Annotated in this window: 22 protein-coding genes and 2 pseudogenes; 16 read left to right on the top strand and 8 right to left on the bottom strand. The window is 54.7% G+C overall.

Annotated features, from left to right (window positions below; all coding sequences use genetic code 11):
- Positions 1-5 precede the first annotated feature (5 nt).
- The 12 genes from QZ280_RS08780 to QZ280_RS08725 all read left to right on the top strand — a co-directional run bounded on the left by QZ280_RS08780 (position 6) and on the right by QZ280_RS08725 (position 14,144).
- Positions 6-1,346, top strand: coding sequence for an aromatic ring-hydroxylating dioxygenase subunit alpha (locus tag QZ280_RS08780; RefSeq protein WP_293442758.1), 1,341 nt, complete (start codon positions 6-8; stop codon positions 1,344-1,346).
- Positions 1,343-1,816: an aromatic-ring-hydroxylating dioxygenase subunit beta gene (locus tag QZ280_RS08775; protein WP_293442755.1), complete on the top strand. Its 474-nt coding sequence runs from the start codon at positions 1,343-1,345 to the stop codon at positions 1,814-1,816. Before QZ280_RS08780 ends, QZ280_RS08775 begins: the two co-directional genes overlap by 4 nt.
- Positions 1,813-3,414 carry an AMP-binding protein gene (locus QZ280_RS08770; protein ID WP_293442752.1) on the top strand — a complete coding sequence of 534 codons (1,602 nt, stop codon included), beginning with the start codon at positions 1,813-1,815 and terminating at the stop codon, positions 3,412-3,414. Before QZ280_RS08775 ends, QZ280_RS08770 begins: the two co-directional genes overlap by 4 nt.
- A complete protein-coding gene (locus QZ280_RS08765) occupies positions 3,411-4,580 on the top strand; it encodes a thiolase family protein (protein ID WP_293442750.1) in 1,170 nt (389 codons plus the stop codon). Before QZ280_RS08770 ends, QZ280_RS08765 begins: the two co-directional genes overlap by 4 nt.
- Positions 4,577-5,827: an SDR family NAD(P)-dependent oxidoreductase gene (locus QZ280_RS08760; RefSeq protein WP_293442747.1), complete on the top strand. Its 1,251-nt coding sequence runs from the start codon at positions 4,577-4,579 to the stop codon at positions 5,825-5,827. Before QZ280_RS08765 ends, QZ280_RS08760 begins: the two co-directional genes overlap by 4 nt.
- Entirely contained in the window at positions 5,824-6,597 is a 774-nt protein-coding gene (locus QZ280_RS08755) for a cyclase family protein (RefSeq protein ID WP_293442744.1), read from the top strand. The genes QZ280_RS08760 and QZ280_RS08755 overlap by 4 nt, the downstream gene beginning before the upstream one ends.
- Positions 6,594-7,319, top strand: a complete 726-nt coding sequence (locus QZ280_RS08750; protein ID WP_293442741.1) for an SDR family oxidoreductase — start codon at positions 6,594-6,596, stop codon at positions 7,317-7,319. The genes QZ280_RS08755 and QZ280_RS08750 overlap by 4 nt, the downstream gene beginning before the upstream one ends.
- A gap of 57 nt (positions 7,320-7,376) precedes the next feature.
- On the top strand, positions 7,377-7,661 hold the full coding sequence (locus tag QZ280_RS08745; protein ID WP_293442738.1) for a DUF4166 domain-containing protein: 285 nt from the start codon (positions 7,377-7,379) through the stop codon (positions 7,659-7,661).
- 866 nt (positions 7,662-8,527) lie between these two features.
- Positions 8,528-9,571 (top strand): C4-dicarboxylate ABC transporter substrate-binding protein, encoded by a 1,044-nt coding sequence (locus tag QZ280_RS08740; protein WP_293442736.1) that lies wholly within the window; start codon positions 8,528-8,530, stop codon positions 9,569-9,571.
- Positions 9,572-9,651: 80 nt separating this feature from the next.
- Positions 9,652-11,976: a TRAP transporter fused permease subunit gene (locus QZ280_RS08735; RefSeq protein WP_365734432.1), complete on the top strand. Its 2,325-nt coding sequence runs from the start codon at positions 9,652-9,654 to the stop codon at positions 11,974-11,976.
- A gap of 24 nt (positions 11,977-12,000) precedes the next feature.
- Positions 12,001-13,563, top strand: a complete 1,563-nt coding sequence (locus tag QZ280_RS08730; protein ID WP_293442733.1) for a sulfatase-like hydrolase/transferase — start codon at positions 12,001-12,003, stop codon at positions 13,561-13,563.
- A gap of 335 nt (positions 13,564-13,898) precedes the next feature.
- The gene (locus QZ280_RS08725; protein WP_293442730.1) at positions 13,899-14,144 is read left to right on the top strand and encodes a hypothetical protein; all 246 of its coding nucleotides are present in this window, start codon (positions 13,899-13,901) and stop codon (positions 14,142-14,144) included.
- Here QZ280_RS08725 and QZ280_RS08720 read toward each other — a convergent pair.
- The 3 genes from QZ280_RS08720 to QZ280_RS08710 are packed head-to-tail and all read right to left on the bottom strand — an operon-like array spanning position 14,141 to position 19,438.
- Complete coding sequence (locus QZ280_RS08720; RefSeq protein WP_293442727.1) at positions 14,141-17,449, bottom strand: error-prone DNA polymerase; 3,309 nt, start codon at positions 17,447-17,449, stop codon at positions 14,141-14,143. The genes QZ280_RS08725 and QZ280_RS08720 overlap by 4 nt on opposite strands.
- Positions 17,446-18,930, bottom strand: coding sequence for a DNA polymerase Y family protein (locus QZ280_RS08715; protein WP_293442723.1), 1,485 nt, complete (start codon positions 18,928-18,930; stop codon positions 17,446-17,448). Before QZ280_RS08715 ends, QZ280_RS08720 begins: the two co-directional genes overlap by 4 nt.
- A complete protein-coding gene (locus tag QZ280_RS08710) occupies positions 18,872-19,438 on the bottom strand; it encodes a hypothetical protein (protein ID WP_293443731.1) in 567 nt (188 codons plus the stop codon). The genes QZ280_RS08715 and QZ280_RS08710 overlap by 59 nt, the downstream gene beginning before the upstream one ends.
- 157 nt (positions 19,439-19,595) lie before the next feature.
- On the opposite strand from QZ280_RS08710, the pseudogene QZ280_RS08705 reads away from it, so the two are divergent.
- Together QZ280_RS08705 and QZ280_RS08700 are read left to right on the top strand one after the other, a co-directional pair.
- Positions 19,596-20,305: pseudogene (locus tag QZ280_RS08705) on the top strand (ABC transporter permease).
- Positions 20,306-20,623: 318 nt separating this feature from the next.
- Positions 20,624-20,939 (top strand): annotated as a pseudogene (locus QZ280_RS08700) (sulfate ABC transporter substrate-binding protein); the annotation flags it as partial.
- On the opposite strand, the gene QZ280_RS08695 reads toward QZ280_RS08700, so the two are convergent.
- Together QZ280_RS08695 and ttcA are read right to left on the bottom strand one after the other, a co-directional pair.
- Complete coding sequence (locus QZ280_RS08695; RefSeq protein WP_293442720.1) at positions 20,936-22,063, bottom strand: lytic murein transglycosylase; 1,128 nt, start codon at positions 22,061-22,063, stop codon at positions 20,936-20,938. The pseudogene QZ280_RS08700 and the gene QZ280_RS08695 sit on opposite strands and share 4 nt — an antisense overlap.
- A 72-nt stretch (positions 22,064-22,135) precedes the next feature.
- Positions 22,136-22,981 carry a tRNA 2-thiocytidine(32) synthetase TtcA gene (ttcA, locus tag QZ280_RS08690; protein WP_293442718.1) on the bottom strand — a complete coding sequence of 282 codons (846 nt, stop codon included), beginning with the start codon at positions 22,979-22,981 and terminating at the stop codon, positions 22,136-22,138.
- Between the two features lie 291 nt (positions 22,982-23,272).
- On the opposite strand from ttcA, the gene QZ280_RS08685 reads away from it, so the two are divergent.
- On the top strand, positions 23,273-24,112 hold the full coding sequence (locus tag QZ280_RS08685; protein ID WP_293442715.1) for an alpha/beta hydrolase: 840 nt from the start codon (positions 23,273-23,275) through the stop codon (positions 24,110-24,112).
- A 26-nt stretch (positions 24,113-24,138) separates the two neighbouring features.
- Here QZ280_RS08685 and yidD read toward each other — a convergent pair whose 3' ends face one another.
- The 3 genes from yidD to rpmH are packed head-to-tail and all read right to left on the bottom strand — an operon-like array spanning position 24,139 to position 24,921.
- Entirely contained in the window at positions 24,139-24,360 is a 222-nt protein-coding gene (yidD, locus tag QZ280_RS08680) for a membrane protein insertion efficiency factor YidD (protein ID WP_293442713.1), read from the bottom strand.
- Complete coding sequence (gene rnpA, locus QZ280_RS08675; RefSeq protein WP_293442710.1) at positions 24,357-24,761, bottom strand: ribonuclease P protein component; 405 nt, start codon at positions 24,759-24,761, stop codon at positions 24,357-24,359. The genes yidD and rnpA overlap by 4 nt, the downstream gene beginning before the upstream one ends.
- Positions 24,762-24,786: 25 nt before the next feature.
- A complete protein-coding gene (gene rpmH / locus QZ280_RS08670) occupies positions 24,787-24,921 on the bottom strand; it encodes a 50S ribosomal protein L34 (protein ID WP_009831305.1) in 135 nt (44 codons plus the stop codon).
- 303 nt (positions 24,922-25,224) lie between these two features.
- On the opposite strand from rpmH, the gene QZ280_RS08665 reads away from it, so the two are divergent.
- Positions 25,225-25,965, top strand: a complete 741-nt coding sequence (locus QZ280_RS08665) for a TVP38/TMEM64 family protein (RefSeq protein WP_293442697.1) — start codon at positions 25,225-25,227, stop codon at positions 25,963-25,965.
- The last annotated feature ends 2 nt before the right edge of the window (positions 25,966-25,967 follow it).

Raw genomic sequence — 25,967 nt, 5'->3', positions numbered from 1 at the left:
TGAGTATGGAGCGATATGCAGGAAATCCGAGCGCGGCCGCTGCCTTGGTAGAGCCAAATCAGGTCCACCGCGATGTCTACATCAATCAAGATGTCTACAAGCTTGAAATGCAGCATGTCTTCGCCAACACGTGGGTGTTCGTCGGCCATGAAAGCCAGACACCCGCAAAGGGTGACTACTTTGCCACGCAAATTGGCGATCAGCCGGTGATCCAAGTGCGCCATAAGGCGGACGATATTCATGTGCTCTACAATCGGTGTCCGCATAAAGGGACCAAGATTGTGATTGATCGGCAAGGCAACACAGGCAAGTTCTTTCGCTGTCCTTACCATGCGTGGTCGTTCAAAACTGACGGCTGTTTGCTCGCGATCCCGTTGAAGAAAGGATACGAGGGCACGGATCTGGAAAAGACAGCCAGCGGCAAGGGGATGAAGGCTGTTGGCGCTGTGAAAAACTATCGCGGCTTCATCTTCGCGCGTTTGGCGGAGGAGGGGATTTCGTTCGAGGCGTTCTTTGGTGATAGCCTCAGCTCTCTCGACAATATGGTTGATCGCTCACCCGAGGGTCGCCTTGAGGTCGTCGGCCCGCCCTTACGCTACATGCATCACTGCAATTGGAAAATGCTGGTCGAGAACCAGACGGACACTTGCCACCCGATGGTTGCGCATGAAAGCAGCGCAGGCACTGCGGTGAAGCTCTATGAAGAGCTTGATCTGCCAGAGGGAGCGCCAAAGCCCCCCGCGATGGAGATTATTGCCCCCTTCATGAGCCCTTATGAGTTCTTTGAAGGCATGGGTATTCGCACATGGCCCAACGGCCACGGGCATACTGGTGTGAACCACTCAATCCATTCGAACTACACCGCCATTGAAGGGTATTTCGAGGCGATGACAGCGGCCTATGGGGAAGAAAAGGCCAAGGCGATTTTGGATGAAAACCGCCATAATACCGTCTATTTCCCCAATATCATGGTGAAAGGTCCAATCCAGCAATTGCGGGTCTTTATTCCTTTGGCGGCGGATAAAACGGTGGTGGAAAGCTACATCTACCGCCTTGTTGGCGCGCCGGATGAACTGACTGCCCGCACGGCGATGTATAATCGGATGATCAATGCGCCGACCTCGATTGTGGGGCATGATGATCTGGAAATGTACGAACGCGCGCAGGAAGGTCTCCAGAGCGACGGCATGGAATGGGTGAACATCCAGCGGCTTTTGGAAGAGGGTGAGGACTTCACTGAAGAGGCCGTCAACAACGGTACGACAGAGCGCCAGATGCGCAATCAATTCAATGCATGGGCCAAGTTTATGACTTATGACGTTGCAGCTCAGGAGGCGGCGGAATGAGCGTCTCTAAAGATCAATTGATCGACTTCATCTATGAAGAGGCCCGCATGTTGGATGAGGGGCGCTATACCGAATGGCTCGCGCTTTGGTTGGCCGATGGTCAGTACTGGATGCCGCTGGATTACAAGCAAAGCGATCCGATCAACGAGACGTCGCTGCTCTATGAAGATATGTTTATGCTGAAGTTGCGGGTGGAGCGTTTAAATGGTGCGCGCACCTTTAGCCAGAAACCCAAAAGTCGCTGTCATCATGTCATTCAACGTCCCTTTGTAGATGAGAGGGATGGGGACCGTTTTGTGACCAATACCTCCATGCATTACGTGGAAACGCGGCTTGATGAACAGCAACTACTGGCGCTGACTGCGCGGCACGAGTTGGCACTTGTCGACGGCAAGCTTCGGATTGCGAATAAGCGAGTGGATATCCTCAATTGCGATGCCGCGTTCCGCAATATCCAGTTGCTTCCATGAGCGTACTTTCGGTCTTTGAAACGTTTACGCAAACTGCGGCGCGGTGGCCGGACCGGCCCTTTTTGCATGTCTTGCAAGAGACCGCCGAGATCTATGGCATCGAAGCGGGCGAGATCTCCTATGCGGAGGCGTTGGCGTTGATTCAGCGCTATATCGCGCAGATCGAGGCTGCGCATTATGTCAAAGGCCAACGCGTGATGTTGCTGCTTGAGAACCGCCCCAGCTATTTCTTATGGTGGCTTGCATTTAATGCGTTGGGCATTTCCGTGGTTCCCATTAACCCCGATCTGCGCAAGGCAGAAATCGCCTATATGATAGGCCACGCGGAACCTGTTCTGGCGGTAAGCCTGTCGAACCGCGCTGAGGACTTGCGCGAGGCTGCGGCAGAGGCGGGAGTCAACATTCCCGTCACGGTGCTTGGCGATGCGTTACCCACTGCGGTGTCTCAGGATGCAATTGCTGAGCGGATCGGCGATCCAGAGGCGGCGCTGCTCTACACTTCGGGCACCACGGGTCAGCCAAAAGGCTGCATTTTGACCAACGAGTATTTCACCCAAGCGGGGCACTGGTATAGCACCGCAAGTGGTGTGTGCGCGCTGACCACTAAAGGCGAGCGTATGATCACGCCGCTACCAATTTTTCATATGAATGCGATGGCGTTTTCCTTCATGGCGATGGTCTGTGTGGGGGGCTGCTTGACGGTGCTGGATCGGTTTCATCCGCGCACGTGGTGGGCAAATGTGCGCGATAGCCACGCGACCTGTTTGCATTATTTGGGCGTGATGCCCTCGATGTTGATGGCAGCAGACCCTAGTGATCTGGATCGCGATCTTTCTGTGCGCTTCGGCTTTGGCGCTGGCATTGACCCCAAACTCCACGCCGCGTTTGAAGCGCGGTTTAACATCCCCCTTAGCGAGGGCTGGGCGATGACTGAAACCGGTGCGGGGGGTACGATCTGCGCCAACCGCGAACCGCGCGTGATCGGGAAAAGCTCTATCGGCACGCCCGACGAAACGGTCGAAGCACGTTTGGTTGATCCGGCGGGGCAAGATTGCGATCACGGTGAACTCCTAGTGCGCGCGGCGGGGGATAATCCGCGCAAAGGTTTCTTCGCCGGATACTTTAAGAACGAGGCGGCCACATCAGAGGCATGGGAGGGCGGTTGGTTTCATACGGGCGACATTGTGCGCCGCGAAGCAGACGGCACTATGTATTTCGTGGATCGCAAGAAGAACGTGATTCGACGCTCTGGTGAAAATATCGCAGCTGTTGAAGTTGAGTCCGTGCTGGCGCGCCACCCCGATATCAAAAGCGTTGCGGTTGCGGCTGTGCCGGATGCGATGAGGGGGAACGAGGTCTTCGCGTGCATCGTTGCGCATGATCGCGGAACTACAGAAATAGCAAATGAGATTACCAACTGGTGCCTAAGCCAACTCGCCTATTACAAAGCACCGGGGTACGTAGCCTTCGTCGATGAACTGCCCGTCACAGCGACACAAAAACTGCAACGTGCAACCTTGAAAGCGCTCGCCGCACACTTGGTGAATGACCCATCCACAAGCGACACGCGCCACTTGAAAAAGCGGAGCGTTGCATGACGCGTTTGCCTTATGATGGCGTTGTGCTCACGGCCCCTGTGTCTGTGCCCTATGTGCGCTATACGAATGAGAGCGCGCATTGGTGGATTGCCCGCGCGTTGCGGGAAACGCTTAAAAAGGCAAGTGTCACACCACAAGAATTGGATGGCCTGTCCGTTTCTAGTTTCACGCTTGCGCCCGACACGCCCGTTGGTCTGACGCAGCATTTGGGGATCTCACCGCGTTGGCTCGATACGGTTCCGATGGGCGGCGCGAGTGGTGTGGCCGCCATGCGTCGTGCTGCGCGCGCTGTGCAATGCGGCGACGTGGATATCGTGGCTTGCGTTGCGGGGGACACCAACCGGATCGACAGTTTTCGCAACCTGCTATCGGCCTTTTCGCGCTTTTCGATGGATGCGACCTTTCCTTACGGGTTTGGCGGCCCCAACGCGAGCTTTGCGCTTTTGCAGGACGCTTATTGCCACACCTATGGGGCTACGCGTGAGGATTTTGGCAAGATAGCCGTGTCACAGCGCGCCAATGCCTTGCACAATCCGCAGGCGATTATGAAGAAGCCCTTGAGCCTTGCGCAATACATGGACGGGCGGATGATTTCGGATCCGATCAGCCTATTTGATTGTGTGATGCCCTGCGCGGGATCAGAAGCGTTTGTGATGATGCGCGAAGAAATGGCGGTTGCGAAGGGTCTGCCATACGCGCGGATCAGCGCCACAATAGAGCGCACGAATGCGTTTCCTGACGACCCTATTCAGCTGCGTGGCGGTTGGGCCGTGGACATTGACGAGTTGTGGGGCATGGCGGGGTACGGGCCTGAAGCGATCGACGTTTTACAGACCTACGACGACTACCCGGTGATTTGCATGATGCAATTCGAAGATCTCGGATTTTGCGCAAAAGGCGAGGGTGGAGAGTTTGTGCGCAGGCATGATCTCACCATCGGTGGAGGCTTCCCCCATAACACGTCTGGAGGTCAGCTTTCTGTCGGACAGGCTGGTGCTGCGGGCGGTTATCTAGGGCTGGTCGAGGCGATTCGCCAAGTGACTGGCACCGCTGGACCGACACAGGTTGAGGGTGCTAAACGGGCGGCTGTGTCTGGGTTCGGGGTGATCAATTATGATCGTGGCCTTTGCTCAGCGGCAGCTGTGATCGAGGGGGCGGGTAGATGACAACACCCCTGACGCTACCGCCAAAGAAAGACCCGCAAAAGCGCACGACGGTCCCTGTCTTACCTCCCGTTGCACGCAGCCGCGCAGCGCTAGGCTTGGGGGTGATGGCGGCGCAAGGGCGCTTTGGATTGCAGGCTTGTTCCGAGTGCGCGGCAATCCAGTATCCGCCGCGTGATGCATGTGTGAAATGCATATCTGAAGATTTGGTGTGGCGGGATGTCGATCCCGCTGGCACCGTGATGGCTGAAACCACAATCCGCGTGTCGCCCGAACCTTATTTTCGCGAACGTATGCCGTGGCGCATGGGAGCGGTACAGCTTGCGGTTGGTCCAACACTGAACTGTCATCTGCACGGCGAAGTTGGTCGCGGAGATGCGGTTCGTATGGCACTGAAACTTGATAAAGCCGGGCAGGGCGTGTTGATTGCGCTGCCACTGAAAGGAAGTGAAGTGATGCAAGATGATCCTGTGCTACGGGCGATGTCGTGTGATCCCAAGCATCGCCGCATCCTAATCAGCGATGCCCGTGCGCCAATGGCTCTAGCGCTGACGCGGGCCTTGCTGTCCGCAGGTGCCGCGCATGTGTTTCTCGGTGAAGCAGAAGCGTGGCTGGCTTGGCCGGAACGTGCGGAGTTTGAGGGGATGGAGAACGTGTCGATCCTGCCCTTAGATGTGACGGATGTGTCTTCTGTCGCAAAGCTTGCGGCGGAAATTGGGGGTAAAATTGATATCTTGATCAACACCGCAAGCTACGTGCGCATGGGGGGGATCATGGACAATGATACGAGTTTTGCGAGCAACAGTTTCGAGGTGAACGCGCTGGGCCTAATGCGTCTTGCGCAAGGCTTTGGGCGGACCATGTCAGGACGCGTGCAGGATGGCATAAATTCGGCGGCTGCTTTTGTGAATATCCTCTCCGTGCGCGCGCTGTCGCCGGATGCAAACTACGGCGCATTTGGGGCGTCGCAGGCCGCCGCGCGCTCAATCTCGCAAAGTTTGCGCGCAGAATTCCAAGGCAGCGGGATGCGCATGATGAATGTTTACATTGGCCCCGTTGAAGGCGATGCATGGTTTCAACCTTTGCCACCTCCCAAAGTGACACCGAATACGATTGCGCGCTCTGTGGTGAGCGGCTTGGTTGATGGCTTGGAAGAGGTCACATGCGGGGATATTGCGCGCGATGTTTACGCGCGCTGGCAAGCTGATGCGCTGCTATTGGAACGCGAGATGACAGGGGGCGGATCATGAGCGATGTGATTGCAAATGTGGCCGAAGCCCTTGCAGAGGGAAGTGCGCGTATCGTCGATTTGACCCACACGTTAGACCCTGATTTTCCGGTCATCATCCTGCCGCCAGAGTTTGGCCAATGCGCGCGTTTTCGAATGGAAGAGGTCAGCGCATATGATCATCGTGGACCTGCCTGGAAGTGGCACAAGCTGACGTTGAACGAACACACGGGCACGCATTTTGATGCGCCCTCGCATTGGGTGTCGGGCAAGGATGTGCCCAATGGTGATGTGGACGAGATAGATCCAAGCGTCTTTGTTGGCCCTGTGGTTGTGATCGATTGCTCAGCCGGTGCGGCAGAGAATGATGATTTTGAACTTACGCCTGATGTGATCCTTGCGTGGGAGGCAGAGCATGGTGAGATCCCAGCAGATGCTTGGGTGCTGATGCGCACGGATTGGTCGAAACGCAGTGGTGCGCAGTATCTCAATATGGCCGAGGACGGCCCTCATTCACCGGGGCCAACTCCGGATACAATTCGGCTATTTTTAGAGCGAGATATTCGCGGATTCGGGACAGAAACAGTGGGCACTGACGCGGGGCAAGGATCGCATTACGTGCCGCCATATCCTGCGCATTATTTACTGCACGGTGCTGGTAAGTTCGGTCTGCAATGCTTGTGCAATCTAGATCAATTACCTGCAACAGGTGCGTTGCTGATCGCGCCGCCGTTGAAGATAAAAGGCGGCACAGGCAGCCCGACGCGCGTGCTGGCGATGGTGAGCACTTGAACAAATATACCGCCGTCATAACAGGGGGCAGCAAGGGTATTGGCGCTGATCTGGGTCAACGTTTGATCGTGAAGGGCTACGATGTTGTATCCTTATCGCGCGGTGCCCCTGAATGGTCCGATGCGCGTTTGCATCATGTTGAAGTCGATCTGCTTGATGCTGCGGCAACCGAGCAAGCCGCGTGCGAGATTGCCGCCGCTCACAACGTCACGCACTTTGTGCACAACGCAGGTATCATCTGGCCCAATCTGGTGGAAGAGGTGAACGCGTCTGATTTAACGGGCCTCACGCAAATTCATCTTGGCGCGCCTTTGATCCTGCTCCAGGCCTTTTTGCCTGTCATGAAAGCCAACCACTTTGGTCGTGTTATGTTCAACGGTTCTCGCGCGGCTTTAGGCGTGCCGACTCGCACCGCTTATTCCGCAACGAAGGCGGGCATTATCGGCATGGCGCGCACGTGGGCCCTAGAGCTTGCACCGCATGGGATTACGGTCAATGTCGTCTCGCCCGGACCTGTGCAAACCGATAATTTCTGGGACATCATCCCGAAAGGCAGTGAGCGTGAAGCTGATCTTGCCAAGCGAATTCCCGTTGGGCGTCTGGGCACCACGCGTGATATTTCAAATGCGTTTATGTTCTTTTGCGATCCTGAGAATAGCTTTGTGACCGGCCAAAACCTATTCGTGTGTGGGGGTGGTAGCGTCGGGGCGTTGTCGCTCTGAACTATGAGTTGACGCAACCCTAGGTTCGCCGCATTCTGAACCGAACGCGCATAAGGGATGTTATCATGGCGTCTGCCCTATTTTGTGCTGGACATAAGTTCAAATAAGAAAGGGATTGCCATGCCGGTTGCGGGTTGGCGGTTGGGGTTTTTGGGCTTGCCGCGTTTCCTTGCACCGCGTTCGGACACACGTGAGTATCAAGATGAGCAAGGCCGTTTCCGATTTGACGCGCGCTTGTCGCTGCCGCTTATCGGCCTGCTCGCGCATTATCGAGGCCGTTTAATGTCTGAAAAAAGCTGGATAGTTTCCGCGTGGGGCAAAGCGTATGATGCAGCATTTTGACTATGTGATCGTTGGTGGTGGAGCTGCGGGCTGTGTTCTCGCCGCAGAGCTGGCCATGCGATCCGATCGTTAGGTTGCGCTGGTTTAACGGGGGCGTCGCGAGGTAAACCCCTAAATTCATATTCCTGCGACGTTCTTTAAAGCGTTGCGATCCAAAGATGTCGAGGTGGTTGTCTCAGAACCTGATCTGAGTTTTGTGGATCCGCCGTTTCCTGTGCCGCAGGGACGTGTTCTTGGGGAGCAATTTCCGTCAACGGGATGATCTGGATGCGTGCCCAAGCGCGTTATTATAACGATTGGGAGGGTGAACATAGCTGACAAGGACGGTCTTGCGTCGATGTTTCGCCCGTGTTTAAGCGCCGAGAACGTTATATGGAACTTGGTAACGAAATTCATGGCATCGACGGGCCTTTAAATGCGGCTGCGCCGACCCCAAAACATCCCACAATACACGTTTGATCGAGGTGGCACTTGCTGTTGGGCAAACCGGTGACGCGCAGATTGAAAGATGTGCGCGGTTTTGCATGGGGCGCAATATTTGTTTGGGCGCAAAGGTTTGCTTGGTTCCAATCCGCAAACAAGCGCGCAAGATTTTTTATCCTGCAGGCAGATGTCGGATAGTCCAAGCGCTGTGATTGATGGAAGCTGCGTGTCAACGACATCGACGGGCTTAGGGTTGCAGATTGATCGGTCATGCCCGCTTTGGCTTTAGGCAATACCAACGCATCGACGATGACGATCGCAGGGCGGGCTGCTGATTTCATCCTTTCGGGATAAACAAGTCAGCGCCTAGCGTAATATTAGTTGTCATGTGAAGTATTTTGTATGATAGTTCTTTCAAACAAAAAGGTTTTTGGGAGGAAACTATGAAACATTCACTTATCGCAGCTGTCGTGGGCGCACTTGTTAGTGCGACGCCAGCTCTAGCGCAGGTTAACCTGACCGCGGAAACCGCAAGCCCGGGTGGTGCGGTGCACCTATCGCCTGCGCATTTGACGGAGGTCGCGGGCACGCTTGGCATCGCGAATATTCAGCTTGCTGAAGGTCAAACACTAACCAACTCGATCCAGAATGTGGCAGAGGGAAAAACTGATATTGCCGGTACGCCGCATATTCTACCATTCCTGATGAGCCGTGGGGTTGGCCCTTACGGATCGCTTGGCAAAGAAAAGGGTGCGGAGCTTGCGGGTAATCTGCGCGCGATTACGCCAGTAACGCTCGGAGTGTTCTTCTTGTTCGCATATGATTCTAAAAATCTGAATGGTTGGGATGATCTTGAAGGTAAAAAGATCTTCAACGGTCCACCACGCGGGGGCGCGCTTACGAATGCGCGTAGCATGATTCAGATTGTTACGGGCTTAAAGGATGGCGAAGGCTACGAGGGCATGCAGTCCAACTGGGGCCAAGCATCTTCTGTCATTTCCGGCGGTGAGCCTGATGCAGTTGTTCTGCCAGAGCTATTCCCGGGGTCACGTCTGACAACAGTTGCAGCGGCGGGTAACATGACCGGTTGGTCCATGCCGAAAGAAGCGTATGAATCTGAAGCGATGCAAAAGTACATGCAAGCGCCGGGCTCTGCGCCGTCTGAGATCGACATCAACGAATTGCGCGAGATTATGGGTGATAGCTGGTCATTTGTCTCTGAGGACGACACGTTCCGTGCGTTTGAGACGATTGGTGGCAACGTAGTTCACAAAGATATGGATGACACGCTCGTCTACGACTTGGTGTCGGCCTATGTTGCGTCCATGGATGAGCTTAAGGCGAAAGCGCCGTTTGGCAATAGCGTGAACTTCGACAATCCGATGCTTGGCATGTGTGGCTTGAACCCAGTGCAGTACCACCCAGCTGCCGCACGTGCATGGCGTGAAGCGGGCTATGAACTCGATGATTGCGCCGTTGCTGAGTAATCCCAGTTTTCGGTAAGTAAAATAGGGCGTCGCCAGACATTGGCGGCGCCCTTTGTGACACTAGACCCCGCAGGTGAGCCATGTCCGACACGAGCGACCAGAAACCGCAAGACACGATAATTCCAAGCAAATACGTGTACATTCTTGCGTTGATTTTTGTTGCGATGGGGATCGTCAACAGCATGCCAACAATCCCAGGGTGGGATCAGATGTGGCAAACGATGACGGGTATCAAAAAGCTGAAAGTGCGCTCTTTCTCTACTGAGTACTTCTATCCATTGGTGTTCTTCATCATGATGCTGATCGTTGTGATGAAACATTCCATGTGGCGCGCATGGGCAGGCACGTCGCGTGCTTGGTTTGGCTGTTTTATGGACACCGCTTTGGTGGTTGCCGCGGCTGCGATTTCCATCACCTATCTCATTGAGATTGATAGCGTTTGCATCATAGATGCCTTTACGGGCGAGCGCGCACGGATCATGGCGGAAACCCTTGCTGCAGAGATCGAGTTCGCGGAAACCATGGGGCTGCCTGTGCCAGACACAGTGGAAGACCCGAAATGCGTGGCGACCACCGGGGTCTGGCTTGTGGCGATCATGGGTGCGTCGATCCTGGTTTTCCTTGGCTATAACGTGAGGGTTTGGGGCTTGCCCTTGGTCTTGGTCGCGATGCTGGTTGCGGCCTACACGATCGGCACGGTGCTGGTGTGGTATTTCCACGGACCTGACGACATCAACAAATATTTGATGACCAAACTTGGCGGGGAGCCGCGCACCTTCCTGGACGGCGTGCCCAATGTGCATGACGCTTTGGTTAATAACTCCTCCGGCATGTTGGGCCGGTTCATGTACGTAATTATGAACCTCGTGTTTCCCTACATTATCCTTGGGGCAATGTTCGGTAAATCGGCGGGCGGAAAATCGCTGATCAAACTTGCCTTCCGTTGGACCCGCAATTTGCGCGGCGGGCCTGCCCATGCGGCGATTGTGTCGTCGGCGATGTTTGGTACGATCACGGGTGGCCCTGTGACGAACGTTCTCTCAACTGGGGTTCTTACGATTCCAATGATGATAAAATCAGGTTTTTCACGTGTCTTCGCAGGCGGCGTTGAGGCGGCGGCCTCCTCGGGTGGCTCAATCATGCCACCTGTGATGGGCGTCGCGGCGTTCATCCTCGCTGCACTCACAGCAACACCTTACGGTGACGTGATTATCGCAGCAACGATCCCTGCGATTGCTTATTTCTTCTGCCTCTTTCTCACTGCGATGTTCCAATCGCGCAAACAAGGGATCGAAGCGTTCGGTGAATTCACCGACGACATGCGTATCACCCGAACAGACATTCTGCACTTGATGCAAATCTTTCTGCCGATCCTGTTGATCCTCGTTCTTTTGCTGACGAAGAAAGATGCGGTTGGCTGTGGTTGGCTTGGTTGGTTGCTCGGTGCTGAGACTGTGATCAATAATGGCGTGTGCCGTCCGATTGAGCTGCCTTGGTTCTTGCAACTCTACCAGAACGCCGCTGGCGATGCGGGCGCGACAGGATGGTGGGGTGCCGCTTTGGTGATTGCGCTGCTATTTCTCGACAAGGATTTCCGCAAGACACCTCGTAAGGCGCTGGACGCTTTGGCGGATGCGGGGATCACGGTATCGACATTGTATCTGATGTTCCTTGCGGTGACTGTGATCGACGTCAGTCTTAACTTCACGGGTCTGTCAAAATTCATTGGGATCGACGTGCTCAGCTTCTTGCTGTCGCTTGATCTTGGCGGTAGTGCGTCCTTCTCCATGCAGCTCATGGCGCTAGGTATCACGATGCTTTTGGCGGTCTTATTGGGAATGGGAATGCCTGCGGTGCCTGCCTATATCAACGTCGCTTTGTTAATGGGGCCACTACTGATCGGCCTCGGACTTGCGACCTTCACTGCGCATATGTTCATCTTTTACTTCGCGGTTGCGTCAGCGATCACGCCGCCTGTGGCCTTGGCTGCATTTGCCGCCTCGACGATCACCAAAGCTGAACCGATGGCTACAGGGTTCAGCGCCGTGCGCTCGGGCATCGTGATGTTCGTGATCCCGTTCATCTTTGCCTTTTACCCAGAATTATTGTTGATTGACCAAGCGCTTATTGACCCATCAAGCCCCGGTAAAAAATTCCTGCCGGGCTATGAGAACGGGGTCACAGTGATAGCGCTTTTGTGGTTGCTCGCACGACTTATCTTCGCGCTTTATCTCATCGCGAGTGCACTGTCGCGCTATGACACGGGACCGCTGAGTATGCCTTGGGTGTTGATCCGTTTGGCCGTTGCGGCAACGGTACTGGCCAAGCCTGAAACGATCCATCTTGCAGCGATTGCGGTGGGCGTTGGTCTTTTGATTGTGCACCGTGTGATGAACCGGCAGTAGATTGCCGCATAGAGGATTTAGCTCATGACACAGAAACCGAATTTCCTGTTGTTTATCACCGACCAACACCGCGCGGATTGGCTTGGCTGTGCGGGGCATCCTGTGGTGCGCACGCCCAACATTGACGCAATTGCCGCCAAAGGCACGCGGTTCGAAGATTTCCATGTCGCTTTGCCCGTGTGCATGCCCAACCGTGCATCCTTGATGACGGGGCGTATGCCGTCAGTGCATGGGTTGCGCCATAATGGCTGTTTGTTATCAGAACGCGCGAATACTTTCGTCGATGTGCTCGCCGCTGGTGGATACGCGACGGCAAGCTTTGGTAAAAGCCATCTCCAACCCTTTACCGATAGTCCACCTCTACGCAAAGAAGATCAAGTTGAACGCTTGGTGCCCGAAGCATGGAGACCTGACACAGGGAAATACACCAAAGAAGAACCAGCGAGTTTTGACAAGCCTTCGGATGCACTGTTCGAGACTCCCTATTACGGTTTTCAGCATGTTGAAATGGCGACAAGTCACGGGGATCAATGTGGTGGCCAATATGGTCAATGGTTCCGCGAAACCGTGCCAAATTGGCAGGAGTTACATGACCCCGCGAATGAGTTGGCGCATGATTACACATGCCCACAAGCTTACCGCACTCCCATTCCAGAGGATAAGTATCCAACTGCTTGGGTTGCGGATAAAGCAATCTCTTATCTAGAGGAGCGCAAAGCGGGCGACGATCCGTTCTTTGCGTTTGTGTCTTTCCCAGATCCGCATCATCCGTTTAATCCGCCGGGCAAATACTGGGATATGTATGATCCTAACGATTTTGACGTGGATCTGCCTTACGATGCACATCAGAACCCGACACCTCCTATGCAGCACGAGACGAAAATGTGGGAGACAGGCGAGGAGCCAGCGATCCCGCAATTTGCTTTCCGAGCGAGCGATCAACATGTGCGAGAAGCGAAAGCGCTGACAGCAGGTATGATCACAATGATCGACGACCACATTGGTCGCGTTATCGATGCGCTGAAAGCATCGGGCGAGTATGATAATACGGTAATCATCTTTACCTCTGATCATGGCGATTATCTGGGCGATTTTAATCTGATGCTGAAGGGAGCGATCCCGTTACCATCTATCACCCGTGTTCCGATGATCTGGTCTGATCCTGGCATGCGCAAAGGTGTACAGACGGGAACTCTTGCCTCGACAATCGACATCTCTGCCAGCATTTTGGATCGTGCAGGTTTGGCCCCCTACAATGGTATTCAAGGCAGTAGTTTTCTTGAGGCGCTGGATGGCACGCAGGTGCACCGCGACGAGGTGATGATCGAGCACAATGATGGTGGTCCGCGCATGGGGTTCACCAAAGCGGTGCGCGCGCGGACGTTGCGGACAAAAGACTGGCGCATGTCGATCTTTGCGGGGGAAGCCTGGGGTGAGCTTTACGATCTGAACACGGACCTGAGAGAGTGCAATAACTTGTGGGATGACCCTTCGGTCAAGGATGTTCGGGCAGAGCTGACACTACGCTTGGTAGATCATTTGACGTTCCAAATGGATGAAAGTCCGCGTGCGACCCGCTTGGCGTAGTGATTTAAAACAGTTGAGCGGATTTATTGGACCTTTCCGGCTTTCAAAGTGGGTTGGATAGTGCTCTAACATTTGCAAAAGCCGTGACATCTTCTTGCGCTGCAGGACGTTGAATGTCAGTACACCTACATGGATTATCCACGACGCTTCCGCCTTATTGCCTGACACAAGATGAAGTGCGTGCGCGTGTGAGCATCAATTTTGGCATTAAATATCCTTAGTTCGGCCGCCTTTCGAAAAGTTTTGTGAGCGCGGGCATTGATCGGCCCTACTCTGTTGTGCCGATTGACTAGTTTCATGAACCTCACGGTTGGGGCGATCGCAACACCGCCTTTATGACAGGTGCGAAAGCGATGTTTCTGGATGCGGCGGGCGCGGCTCTGTGCGATGCAGGTCGGCGCGCGGATCAGGTGGATTGCGTGCTCACAGTATCCTTAACAGGCATCGCGACCCCAACGCTGGAAGCGCAAGTTTTCTCTGACATGGGCTTTCGCGATGAAATTATACGCGTCTCCCTTTTCCATAAATTTTGCCGGGGATTCTCGGCTTGCAGAGACGCGGCAGAGCCCCTCAACCTTTAATGAAAGTCACGACTTGGAAATAGCCGCTTGGCCTGATCCCTCGGATGCATGGCACGCGCAGGTTGGCGACGCGGACGTGGGGCATCATCGGCTTCGGGACGTGTGATTCCGACCTGATCATCAAGCGGATGGCCGAGCTCGCCTAAACGATGCGACAGGTCCTCGACCTCTTGGGCAATCACATGCACGACAATCCCTTCCCGCTGCAAAAAGCCTGTAACGCGCAAAAGGCGCCCCCCCATCACTGCGCGGGGATATTTTTCATAAAGCTTGGGCCAAACCACCACATTACTGACACCTGTTTCATCCTCAAGCGTGAGGAAAATAACGCCTGAAGCCGTGCCGGGCCGTTGGCGCGTGATCACCAAGCCGCATACAGAAATTCTATGTAAAGGTGCGTTGGGCAGCTTATCATGCGGCGTAAGCCCTGCAATGTTCGGGCGCAACAATTCCATCGGATGGGCGCGCAAGGTGAGCCGCATGGAGACGTAATCCTCCACCACTTCCTCACCCAAATGCATGGCGGACAGAACCACATCAGGTTCGTGAATACTCTCCCCATCAATAGGATCGTTGAAGAGCGGTAAGGGTTGCTGCCCACGGATGGCCTTTACCAACCAAAGTGCGTCGCGACGTGTGTGGCCCATATCCGAAAACCCATCCGCTTCGGCAAGGCGTTCCATAACAGCAGGGGCAACCCCCGCGCGCAGCCAGACGGCTTCGGGATCGCGGTAGCCATTGCCGCGCGCAGCGACGATCCAATCGGCATCCGCCTTGCGAAAGCCCTTGATCTGACGAAAGCCCAAACGCAACGCCAAAGCTCCATCGCTGCGACGCTCTAATGTGTTGTCCCAGGTGCTCGCGTTCACGCAAATGGGCCGCACTTCGATATGGTGTTCGCGCGCGTCGCGCACGATCTGGGCGGGGGCGTAAAAGCCCATGGGTTGGGAGTTCAAAAGCGCGCAGGCAAAGACCGCAGGGTGGTGTTTTTTTAACCAAGCCGACACGTAAACCAGCATCGCAAAAGCGGCGGCGTGGCTTTCGGGAAAACCGTATTCGCCAAAACCTTCAATCTGCGCGAAGCAACGCTGCGCGAAGTCCTCATCATAGCCGCGCGCGAGCATGCCATTGATAAAACGGTCCTTCAAGGTGCTGATCGTGCCCATGCGTCGGAACGTGGCGAGGGAGCGGCGTAGTTGATCCGCCTCAGAGGGATCAAAGCCTGCGGCGACCACGGAGATTTGCATCGCTTGCTCTTGGAACAGCGGTACGCCAAGGGTCTTGCCGAGCACATCTTCAAGCTCTTTGGAGGGAAAGTGCACTTCCTCGCGGCCTTGGCGGCGGTTGATATAGGGGTGCACCATGCCGCCCTGAATGGGACCGGGGCGCACGATGGCGACCTCGATCACCAGATCGTAGAATTTGCGCGGCAACATGCGCGGGAGGAAGTTCATCTGCGCGCGAGATTCCACTTGGAAGACCCCAATCGCATCGGCCACGCAGAGCATATCGTAGGTTTGCGGATCCTCCTGTGGAATTGTCGCGATAGAGAGAGTTTTGCGGTCATGCTCTCGTAGCAGATCAAAGCTTTTGCGGATGCAGCTGAGCATGCCAAGGCCTAGAATATCGACCTTTAGAATGCCCAAAGTGTCGATGTCATCTTTGTCCCATTCGATGACTGTACGATCCTCCATTGCGGCGTTTTCAATCGGGCATAACTCATCAAGCCGTTCTTTTGTAATGACAAATCCGCCGACGTGCTGCGATAGGTGCCTTGGAAAACCGATGATCTCACTAATCAGGCGGATGGTCTGTGCAAGGCGGCGATCTTCAAGGTTCAGCCCCAATTCGCGCACGCGTTCAGGGTTGGCCCCTTTTTCTGATTGCCCCCAGATTTGGCTCGACAATCCTGCTGTTACATCCTCACTCAGCCCCATGACTTTGCCCACCTCGCGGATGGCACCGCGGGTGCGAAAATGGGTGACAGTGGCGCACAGCCCCGCGCGATGACGTCCGTACTTGGCGTAAATATGCTGAATCACCTCTTCGCGGCGCTCATGTTCGAAATCGACGTCAATGTCAGGTGGCTCTGCGCGCGCTTCAGACACGAAACGCTCGACCACCATGGTGATCACTTCGGGGCTGACTTCGGTGATGCCGAGCAGATAACACAGGATCGAATTGGCGGCTGATCCGCGCCCTTGGCAGAGGATTCCTTGGGAGCGCGCGAATTGTACTATGTCATGTACAGTCAGGAAATAGGCAGGGAAATCCAGTGCCTTAACGAGCTTAAGTTCCTTCTTGATCTGTGCTTTTGCTTTTTCTGTTGCGCCGTTGGGGTAGCGTCGCATCATGCCCTCATAGGCGAGGCGGGTCAGGCGCTCTTGGGGTGGTTCGCCTTCGCTGATCTCATCGGGGTATTCGTAAGACAACTCGTTGAGGCAAAAGCTACAGCGTGCGCCGATTTCGACGCTCCGCTGCACAGCGGCAGGATGATCGCGAAACACACGGGACATATCCGCATGACCTTTGAGGCGGCGTTCGGCATTGGGCAGCGCACGTGTGCCGATCTGATCAATAGTGATATGTTCGCGCATGCACGTCAGCACATCTGCGAGTTGACGGCGTTTGCCATGGTGCATGAGTGGATCGCCGACAGCGACCATGGGTGCCGATGTTTTGAGCGCGAGGCGGGCGCAAGCGGCAAGGTATGCTTGATCGGAGCCATTGTAGCGCGGGGCCGCGCCAAGGAAGACGTGGCTGGGATAGCGGCGTTGCATTTGTGCGATATCATGGGTGGTTTTGCGCAAAGGACCACGAGGCAGGGCAATCAAGATCATGCCGGAGCAACCCTCAAGCAGATCAGGCAGGTCGAGATGACATTGCCCTTTTTCTGCGCGGCGTTTGCCAAGGGTGAGAAGGCGGGTGAGGCGGCTATACGCTGCGCGATCTTTGGGAAGGGCTATCCAATCGATATGGCTATCGCGTAGCACGAGACGGGCACCAACGATCAGTTTGGGGAGATGGACCGTTTCGGGTCGAGGGATGTGCTGTGGATCGCCTACTTCTTGACGTGACGAGTGATCCAGTTGCGTTTCCGAACGGATGCGTATGGTATCTTCACTCGTGCGTTTAAGCTCCTTAAGGGCCGCATAGGCGCGCACGACACCCGCAATGGAATTGTGGTCGGTGATTGCGATCGCTTGCAGGCCAAGCTCTGCCGCGCGGGTCACCAATTCTTCGGGATGCGAAGCACCGCGTAGGAAGGTGAAATTGGTCGTGGTGGCGAGTTCTGCGTAGCTCATGCGAATTCGCCTTGGACATACCAGCTTGGGCTTTGCGGGGTGAAAAACAGCCAAAGGCGGCGGCCTTGGCGTGTTTCGACGCACCAATAATCTCGCACGCCTGTGCGCCATTCATCTGCTTCCAACCACCACTCAGGTGCGATGCGCTCGGGGCCAGAGGCACGTGCGGTGGCGAAAGACATGCGCCGCCAACGGAAGCGTTTTGGTGGGGTGGGTGCCGCATGTGTGCCGAGCAGTGGTGCAGGTGGAAAAATATGCAGCGGACGGGGGCGTATGGTGCTCCATGCGCTCTCAGGACTTGAGAATGCTGCAGCAGCTATCTGATAGCTGTGTTCTGGAATGTGGCTATCGGCTGGTAGAAAACGTTGCACGTTTTCAAGGCCGATGCGTGTGCCAATGCGGGTGATGAGATCATCAAGCTGGTTTTTGTGACCCGTGGAGACGTGGCTGAGTTGTTGCACAGGCATGGGTTCGACCTGCACCGCCTCAAGACGCATTTGATCGATGCCGTAGCCTGCATCCACATCGTCGATGCCGCGCTCAAACAGCGGTAGAATACGGCTCGCGTCGCGCATGGGGCGGGCGAGGCGGAGCTCGACCTGTTGGCTGTCTTGATCGACGCGGCGCAGGGTCAGCGCTAATATGCGTGCGCCTGTTTCGTGAGATTTTAGCTTGGCGCAGAGCTGGGTGAGCAGGCGCGAGGTGCCCTCCATCACATCGCTTTTGATGCCGATGGGGTCTGGCAGGGTAATGCGCACGCCGTAGTGGGGGGGATCTTTCAACGGGGTAATTTGTTCGGGTTGCTGTCCAAGCGCTTGATCTAGACGCATCAGAAGGGACGGGCCGAAACGACGGGTCAAAGGCGCGCGCGCGGCATTTGCGAGCTCTCCAATGGTACGCAAACCGAGACGTCCTAAGCCTGTGACGGTCTTTTCCTCAAGACGTAGTGCTGCAACAGTGAGGTCTTGGAGAACGTCCGACGTCGCGCCCACAGGCGCAGAACCTTCACCGTGATGAGCCAAAGCCCATGCTGCACCACGACTGTCACCAAGTCCGATGCACGCGGTAATTCCTGCACGTGAAAGCCTTTGACGCATGTCCATCAGCAGCTCTGCTTCGCCACCAAACAGATGCGCGGTACCGGTGATGTCTAGCACGAGACCATCGTCGTCCTCAAGCCCAACCCAAGGGCAATAGCGCACTGCCCAACGGCGCAGCGCATGTTGGAAGCGCTTATCCGCGAGAAGATCGGCAGGGCGGCTTTGCAGGTCAGGACAAAAGGCGCGCGCGTCGGAAAAGGGCATTCCTGCGCTAAGACCAAGCCGTTCGGCTGCGCCATTTAGGCAGTAAATCCGGTTCGTATTGCTGAGGCTATGTGTCAGCGCGAATGGCCCCTCAACGGGGCGCATCCGTAATACGCGATCACTCGCCAGTCGCGGAAACCAGATGGAGACGACGCGACGCTGTATCCCATCGAACATGCCAAAATCCTAATGTTCCTGATTTGTTCTTAATAAGTTCGTAACGTTGGAGAGTCGAGTCTCCCGGGGCAGAGAAAGGGTCAAAAATTGGTGCCGCGTGCCAGCGAGACTCAGCCGCATTGCTGCCCATCCCATCGGGAATAAGGCATAGGCCTGTGGATTTTCCTGCCCTCGCAGAGAGCTGCAATCGACGCCCTTGGATCAATCCCATGGGTTGGCTGATTTCCAGAATGACCAAAGGGGTGGTCCCATCGCGGAGCGCTTCTTCCGCGACGGCGAGCCCCTCTGTTTGATCTTTTACTTTTGCAATCAAGAGCTTGCCGGGGTCAAAGAAGGGCAACAGGCCGAGTGGGTTTAACGTTCCTGGCCGCCAATATTCGCGAATCCAAATGACACTTCCCCGCGTGCTGCTTGCACAAACAGCAGCAAAACTCGCAGCACATGGGCCACACACTTCATGCACACGCTCGGCGCGCAAGGGGAAGGATTGGGTGAAATCAGGTGTCATGGGGAAGAAGTTTAGCGTGTATTTGCGACAGATCCAATTCATAAACTGTCGTCGCCTCTCGGGCCAATCGCGCCGCGAATCTTTGGCATAGAATGTTGATTGGTGATTGTTAGGACGCGAAGGGCGTGCGGACGCTGCCCCGCAAAAGAATGCCGCGATGAACGACATTTGGGCCAGATTGGAGGCTGCATTCTGGCTGATCGTCACGTTTAACGCCGATCCGGTCGAAATCACGCTGCGCTCTTTGCAAGTCAACCGGTCTGCGTTGGTGGCTGCCTCGCTGATTGCTTTGCCGTTTGGCACGTGGCTTGCGATCTGGCGGTTTCGCTAGCGGCGCACAGCGTGCGGTGTCCAATGCGTTGATGGGCTTGTCGCCTGTGGTGGTTGGCTTGATTGTCTATTTGCTGCTTAGCAGGTCTGGTCCATTTGGGGAGGGGCGGCCTCTTCTACACGCCAAGCGCGATGATCATTGCGCAGGTAATTATTATCACGCCGCTTATTGCCTCGACCACCCATCAGACGATGTGCGAACTTTGAGCGGAATGTCATGATCTGCTGATCTCACTGAGTACCGCGAAATGGGAACGCATCATGACGTTGATTTGGGACGGACGCCGTGCTTTGCTGGCTGTTGCCTTGGCAGGGTTTGGCCGCGCGATTGGCGAAGTGGGCGCGATCATGATTGTGGGTGGTAACATCGATCACGCGACGCGGGTTTTGACGACTGCAATAGCGTTGGAGACGGGGAAGGGTGATTTTGCGCTCGCGCTCGCGCTGGGGCTTGGTTTCGTGCTGGTCGCATTGGCGCTTGCGGTGAATATCTTGATCCACACCCTCTCGCGCACAGAGCAGGAGGAACGCTGGTGAGCTGGCCCTTTCGAAACTGGACGCTCAAGCGTGGCAAGAGCAGGTGTATGTGTTTTAAAACCCCATCATGTTGCGCCGCACAGTGCGCGCCAATCTTGTCTACCCTTTAGAGCTGATGGGAACGGCAAGACCCATTATTAGACAAAAGGTTGAGCATTGGGCTGAGCGTATCGGACTAGCAAACGCTCTGGAGCGGCACGCGCCGTGATTGTCGGGGGGCGAAGAGCAAAAGCTCGCCCTTGCGCTAATTCGCTCGCCGGATGTGCTCTTGCCCGCAATCAAGGAAGACGTGGACATCGAATTGCAGTTTTTAATCCTTGGTATAGAGCGGCTGGAGCGGGCATGGGGGCTAGCCTCAATACAGCTTCCGCAACGAGCGCATATATCCTTGCGGATCGTCTGAGTTGGTTAAATTATTGGCAATAAGACAGACCTTGCGCTACTCTATTCAGGCGATCCTGCGCTGTTTAATCAATATGCCTATTTGCCAGTGAGCGCTGCGAAGCACGCCAATATAAATGTGGCCGCAGCACAGGCTTTAAAAGTGTGGTTGGTGTCGCTTAAAGTAGCCGATTTGATCAATTTCTACACAATCAATGGCGCGCGCTTGTTTACGTTTAACGCTACAAACTAAAGACCGCGCAGCAACGCTTGTGAAGGGCGTCCTGTGATCTCTAAACCCTTTCTGCGCTGATAGTCACTGATCGCTGCGCGACTTTTGTTGCCGAGAATGCCGTCGGCCCCGCCTGTGTCAAAACCCCGCGATGTCAGGCGTTTTTGCAAAGCGATGCGATCGTCTTTTGTCAGGCCAAACTCATCGGGTGGGAAGCTTCCGCGCAAGGGGCCAGCGCCGCCGATGCGGTCCGATAGATGTCCGACGCCAATCGCGTATGCATCTGAATTGTTGTAGCGTTTGATCGCGCGGAAGTTGCCTGTAGTAGAAAATTTTGGTCCTCCCGCTTGGGGCTGTAAAGTTCCAGAGCGTGATTCCGCGCCCCAGCGCACACCACGGCTCCACCCGTTGCGTTGCAGGTAAGCGGCAGTTGAGGCGAGCGCGTCGCTTGGATCAGCTGACCAAATATCGCGTCGCCCGTCGCCCGTGAAATCGACGGCAAAGGCAGCGTAGGACGTCGGAATAAACTGGGTGTGGCCCATGGCACCGGCCCAAGATCCAAACATGCGATCCGCCGTGATATCCCCATTTTGGATGATCTTCAGCGCCGCGACGAGTTGCTTTTCAAAGAATGCTCCGCGCCGCCCGTCGAACGCCAATGTCGAGGTGGAGGAGATTACAGGAATGTTGCCTTTACGCTCGCCAAATTGGCTTTCTAAACCCCAGATTGCGCAGATGATTGTCGCATCGACCCCGTATTTTTTTTCCAACGCATTCAAAGTACCGCGATGGCGGGCGAATGCGGCGCGGCCTTTGTTAACGCGATCGTCGGACGCTGCGATGGAGAGGTAATCTTCGAGCGATCGTTTGAATTCCGTTTGATTGCGGTCGCGTTTCACGACATCGGGCAGATACCCTGCGCCACGAAACCCTGCGGCGATTGTTGCGCTGCTGAGCCCATATCCACCGGCACGGTTTTTGAACGAGGCGACCCAAGCGCCATAGCCTGCATTAGGTTGCGGGCGCATATCTGGTGTGAGACCTGTGGATTTGGAGCGGCTCGTGCTTTGTGGGGTTGTGCCGCGGCACGCACTTAGGCCAAAGGCGCCCAGAGTGAGGGCGAAAGTTCGTCTGGTAATCGTCATAATACTGCCCGTTCAAATTACTTTGTTTTACGAAACAGTAACGCATTGTTGCGCAGCCGCAAACAACCACCTTCAGACTTGCGTCTCGGGCACACCTCCGCGCATCAAACCTGCGAAATCAAAAATCTTTGGGTCGAGCAGGTGCGATGGGCGCGCATTGGTCAAGGCGCGGAACATGACTTGGCGACGACCAGGATTGTTGGCTTCCCATCCATCAAGGATTTGTTTCACTTGCTGGCGCTGCAATCCATCCTGAGAGCCGCAAAGATCACAAGGGATAATCGGATAATTCATCGCGCTCGCGAATTTCTCGCAATCGACTTCGGCCACATGAGCGAGAGGGCGGTACACGAACAAATCGCCCTCTTCATTCAGCAATTTGGGTGGCATCGTCGCAAGGCGCCCCCCGTGAAAGAGGTTCATAAAGAAGGTTTCCAAAATATCATCGCGGTGATGACCAAGCACGACGGCGGTGCAGCCCTCCTCGCGGGCCACGCGGTAGAGATTGCCGCGACGCAAACGCGAACACAGCGCGCAAAAGGTGCGACCTGCTGGGATCTTATCCATGACGATTGAATAAGTGTCTTGGTACTCAATGCGATGTGGTACGCCCATTTTTTCAAGAAACTCGGGCAGTACGGTTGCTGGAAATCCGGGTTGACCTTGATCCAGATTGCACGCGAGCAACTCTACAGGCAAAAGCCCGCGCCATTTGAGTTCAATCAGAATCGCAAGCAACGTATAGCTGTCTTTGCCACCGGACATGCAGACCAACCATTTGCCCCCCGGTTCGATCATGCCGTATTGCTCAATCGCTTCACGCGTGTAGCGCACCAGACGTTTGCGTAGCTTTTTGAATTCTGTGGTGCTCGGCGCACCAGAAAAAAGCGGGTGAATGTCGTCGTGATTATCTAACATGCGCTGGATATGGCATTTTGAAGGGGGTGTGGGAAGGGCGTTTTCAATTGAGCTGAGCAGGGTCGGCACCGCCAAAATGTCAAAATTTTTTAGTGTCCTTGGACTTAATGTGAATGCACACTTTTAAAGTGTATTAACGTTGAATGGCTCACCTTTTTAGAGATTTTTTCGCATTTTTGGAGATATCTTGATATGTATTATGTTTTTGTGTCTCGCGGTAAATTGGGTGGTGGTTTTCAAATGAGCCCGCGGTGAGCCATTTTTTTTGAGTTACCTAGTTCTGCGAATGATATGAAATACGCGCATCGCATTTCGAAAAGCAAATGGACCAAAGCAATCTTGAAAGAAACGATGGGCGGGACAAGCAATCCTTTGACTGAAGGAGATATTGTTTTTTACCTGCACGGATTCAATAATTCGCAAGCCACAGTTCTAAAGAGGCATTGCAAAATCAAGAAGGGTTTAGAAAAGCAAGGGTTTGACGGTGCTGTTGTGAGTTTTGACTGGCCAAGTGCGGATACTGCGCTGAACTACCTAGAAGATCGTGAGGATGCCAAGCTTTCAGCATTTCGCTTTGTGCGGGATGACATTGAAACGTTTTCTACTTTTCAGCAACCTGATTGTCATATTGATCTTCATGTACTGGCCCATTCTATGGGGTTCTACGTTGTGCGCGAAGCGTTTGACGACGCGGATGATCGTGCGAGGGTAGCCGATCGCAGTTGGGCAGTCAGTCAAGTCATGCTGATGACGGCGAATCTTCCGGTAGATAGCCTGTCGAAAGGCAATCCAAAATCGTCGTCGCTCGATCGTCATTGCGCGCGATTGACGAATTATTCCAATCCATTGGAGGATGTTCTTTCGATCTCTTTGATGAAGCGTTTAGCTGTGGCTCCACGCGCGGGACGGACTGGTATGGAGGCACCTGAACATCCAAAGGGTGTTGATATCTATTGTGGTAATCGATTTCGTGATGGAAAACATGGAAGCAGCATTAGGGCGGGTCACACTTGGTATTTTGATGATCCAGTAGTTATGGAAGATATCTATCACACGATTTGTGGGCGTTTGGATCGACATGAAATTCCGACACGCGCTTTTACGGACAGGGGTAATCTTGGCTTAAAATAGGTCACTTGGAAAAGTGTGTTCGGGAATTAATCGGGTACGTTATCTATGCCCGAACTGCCCCATGGGTGACAGCGCCCAATGCGGCGCGCGGCCAGCCAACTGCCTTTGATTGCGCCGTGTTTCTCTAGCGCTTCCATCGCGTAGGCTGAGCACGTGGGGTGATAGCGGCAATTGAAACCGACCCAGGGTGAGAAGACCAATCGATAGGCGCGCACGGGCAGGGCGATGATATGTGCAAGCGGACTCATTTTGAGGCGTGGAGTTTTTTGAGGGCATAGCGCAGATCACCGACAAGCAAATCGAAAGGCCGGTTGGCTGTTGCTTCGGTGCGGCCGATCAGAACGTAATCGCACCCTTTTACGCCATGTAGGGGTAATACGACACGCGCGGCTTCGCGCAGACGACGTTTGGCACGATTGCGCGCAACGGCGTTGCCAACCTTCTTGGAGCAAGTGAAGCCAACACCGACATTTGGGTCTTTATCGTGACGGTCTCGCATTTGCACCATCATTGACGTCGTGCCCTGACGACGCGCCCGGGCTGCATGCAAAAACGCGCTACGCTTTTTGAGAACGGCCAGGCTCAATGAAACCGCCGGAGGCGTGTTCCCGTCAGCGCAATGCGCGTCAGAGGCCTCCGGCGGTGTCAAAGTCATAAACCTAGAATGCGGGCGCTTACGCGCTCAGCTCTTTACGGCCCTTTGCGCGGCGCGCGTTCAGGATCTTGCGACCTGCTTTTGTGGCCATGCGTGCGCGAAAGCCGTGGCGGTTCTTGCGAACGCGATTAGATGGTTGAAAGGTGCGTTTCATCGCTCCGTCTCCGTGTAAAGCAGGGCAGCCGCGCAGAATCGCCGAGGCCCCATGTATCTTGAAGCTCGTCCAATAGAGGGGCGTGGGGAATAAGTCAAACCAAAGTGGCACGTTTTTCTGCAACAATTGGTCTGTTCTTGTGTGGGTGAATGTTACAGTTCTGATGCAAAGTCCAGCTTTGTTCACTGCAATTGTTACTCTTGATCAAGCAGGCGTGATTAGGCTTACGCAAACCACATCAAATCAGCATGTTGCACTCAGACAAGCGAAACTAATTTGATCCGAAAGAGAAAGTTGAGCGACATGACACAGACTCCAGAGAGCCAACCTAAATCCAAGTCTGGATTGGCCAGAATGCTCCCAATGCTGGTGATCCTTGTGGTTGCTGTGATTGGCGCTTTTACGTTAAAAGACTATCTCAGCTTCGATGCGCTGCGCGACAATCGTGAGGCTTTAATCGCCTTTCGTGACAGCAACTATCTTATCGCGGCATTTGGCTTTTTAGCGGTTTATGTCGCAATCGTCGGCTTCTCGCTTCCGGGTGCCACAATCGCTACACTTACGGGTGGTTTTTTGTTTGGCACCGCGTTTGGCACCTTCTTTAACGTCACAGGGGCCGCGCTAGGTGCGACGCTGATATTTCTCGCGGCGCGCTACGGGTTTGGTGAAAAGCTGGGGGCGAAACTGGAAAGCAGCGAAGGAGCTGTGAGGAAGATTAAAGATGGGATCGACGAAAATCAGTGGTCGATGCTCTTTATCATTCGCCTTGTGCCAGCGGTACCTTTCTTCATCGCCAACCTGATCCCGGCGTTTCTTGAAGTACCGCTGCATCGCTATGTGATCTCGACCTTCCTTGGGATTATCCCTGGCACGCTGGTCTTCACCTCCGTGGGTGCGGGTCTTGGCGAAGTGTTTGCTGCGGGTGAGACGCCAAACTTCGGGATCATTTTTGAGCCACATATCCTCTTCCCAATTCTTGGCTTTAGCGCTTTGTCGCTGCTGCCCATCCTCGTGAAAGCCGTCACCGGCAAAAAGGGCATCTAATC

The sequence above is a fragment of the Planktotalea sp. genome, from assembly GCF_018607995.1.
In the GTDB taxonomy this organism is placed as follows: Bacteria; Pseudomonadota; Alphaproteobacteria; order Rhodobacterales; family Rhodobacteraceae; genus Planktotalea.
The sequence above is the reverse complement of the archived record's forward strand: the minus strand, read 5'-3'. Positions and strand labels throughout refer to the sequence as shown.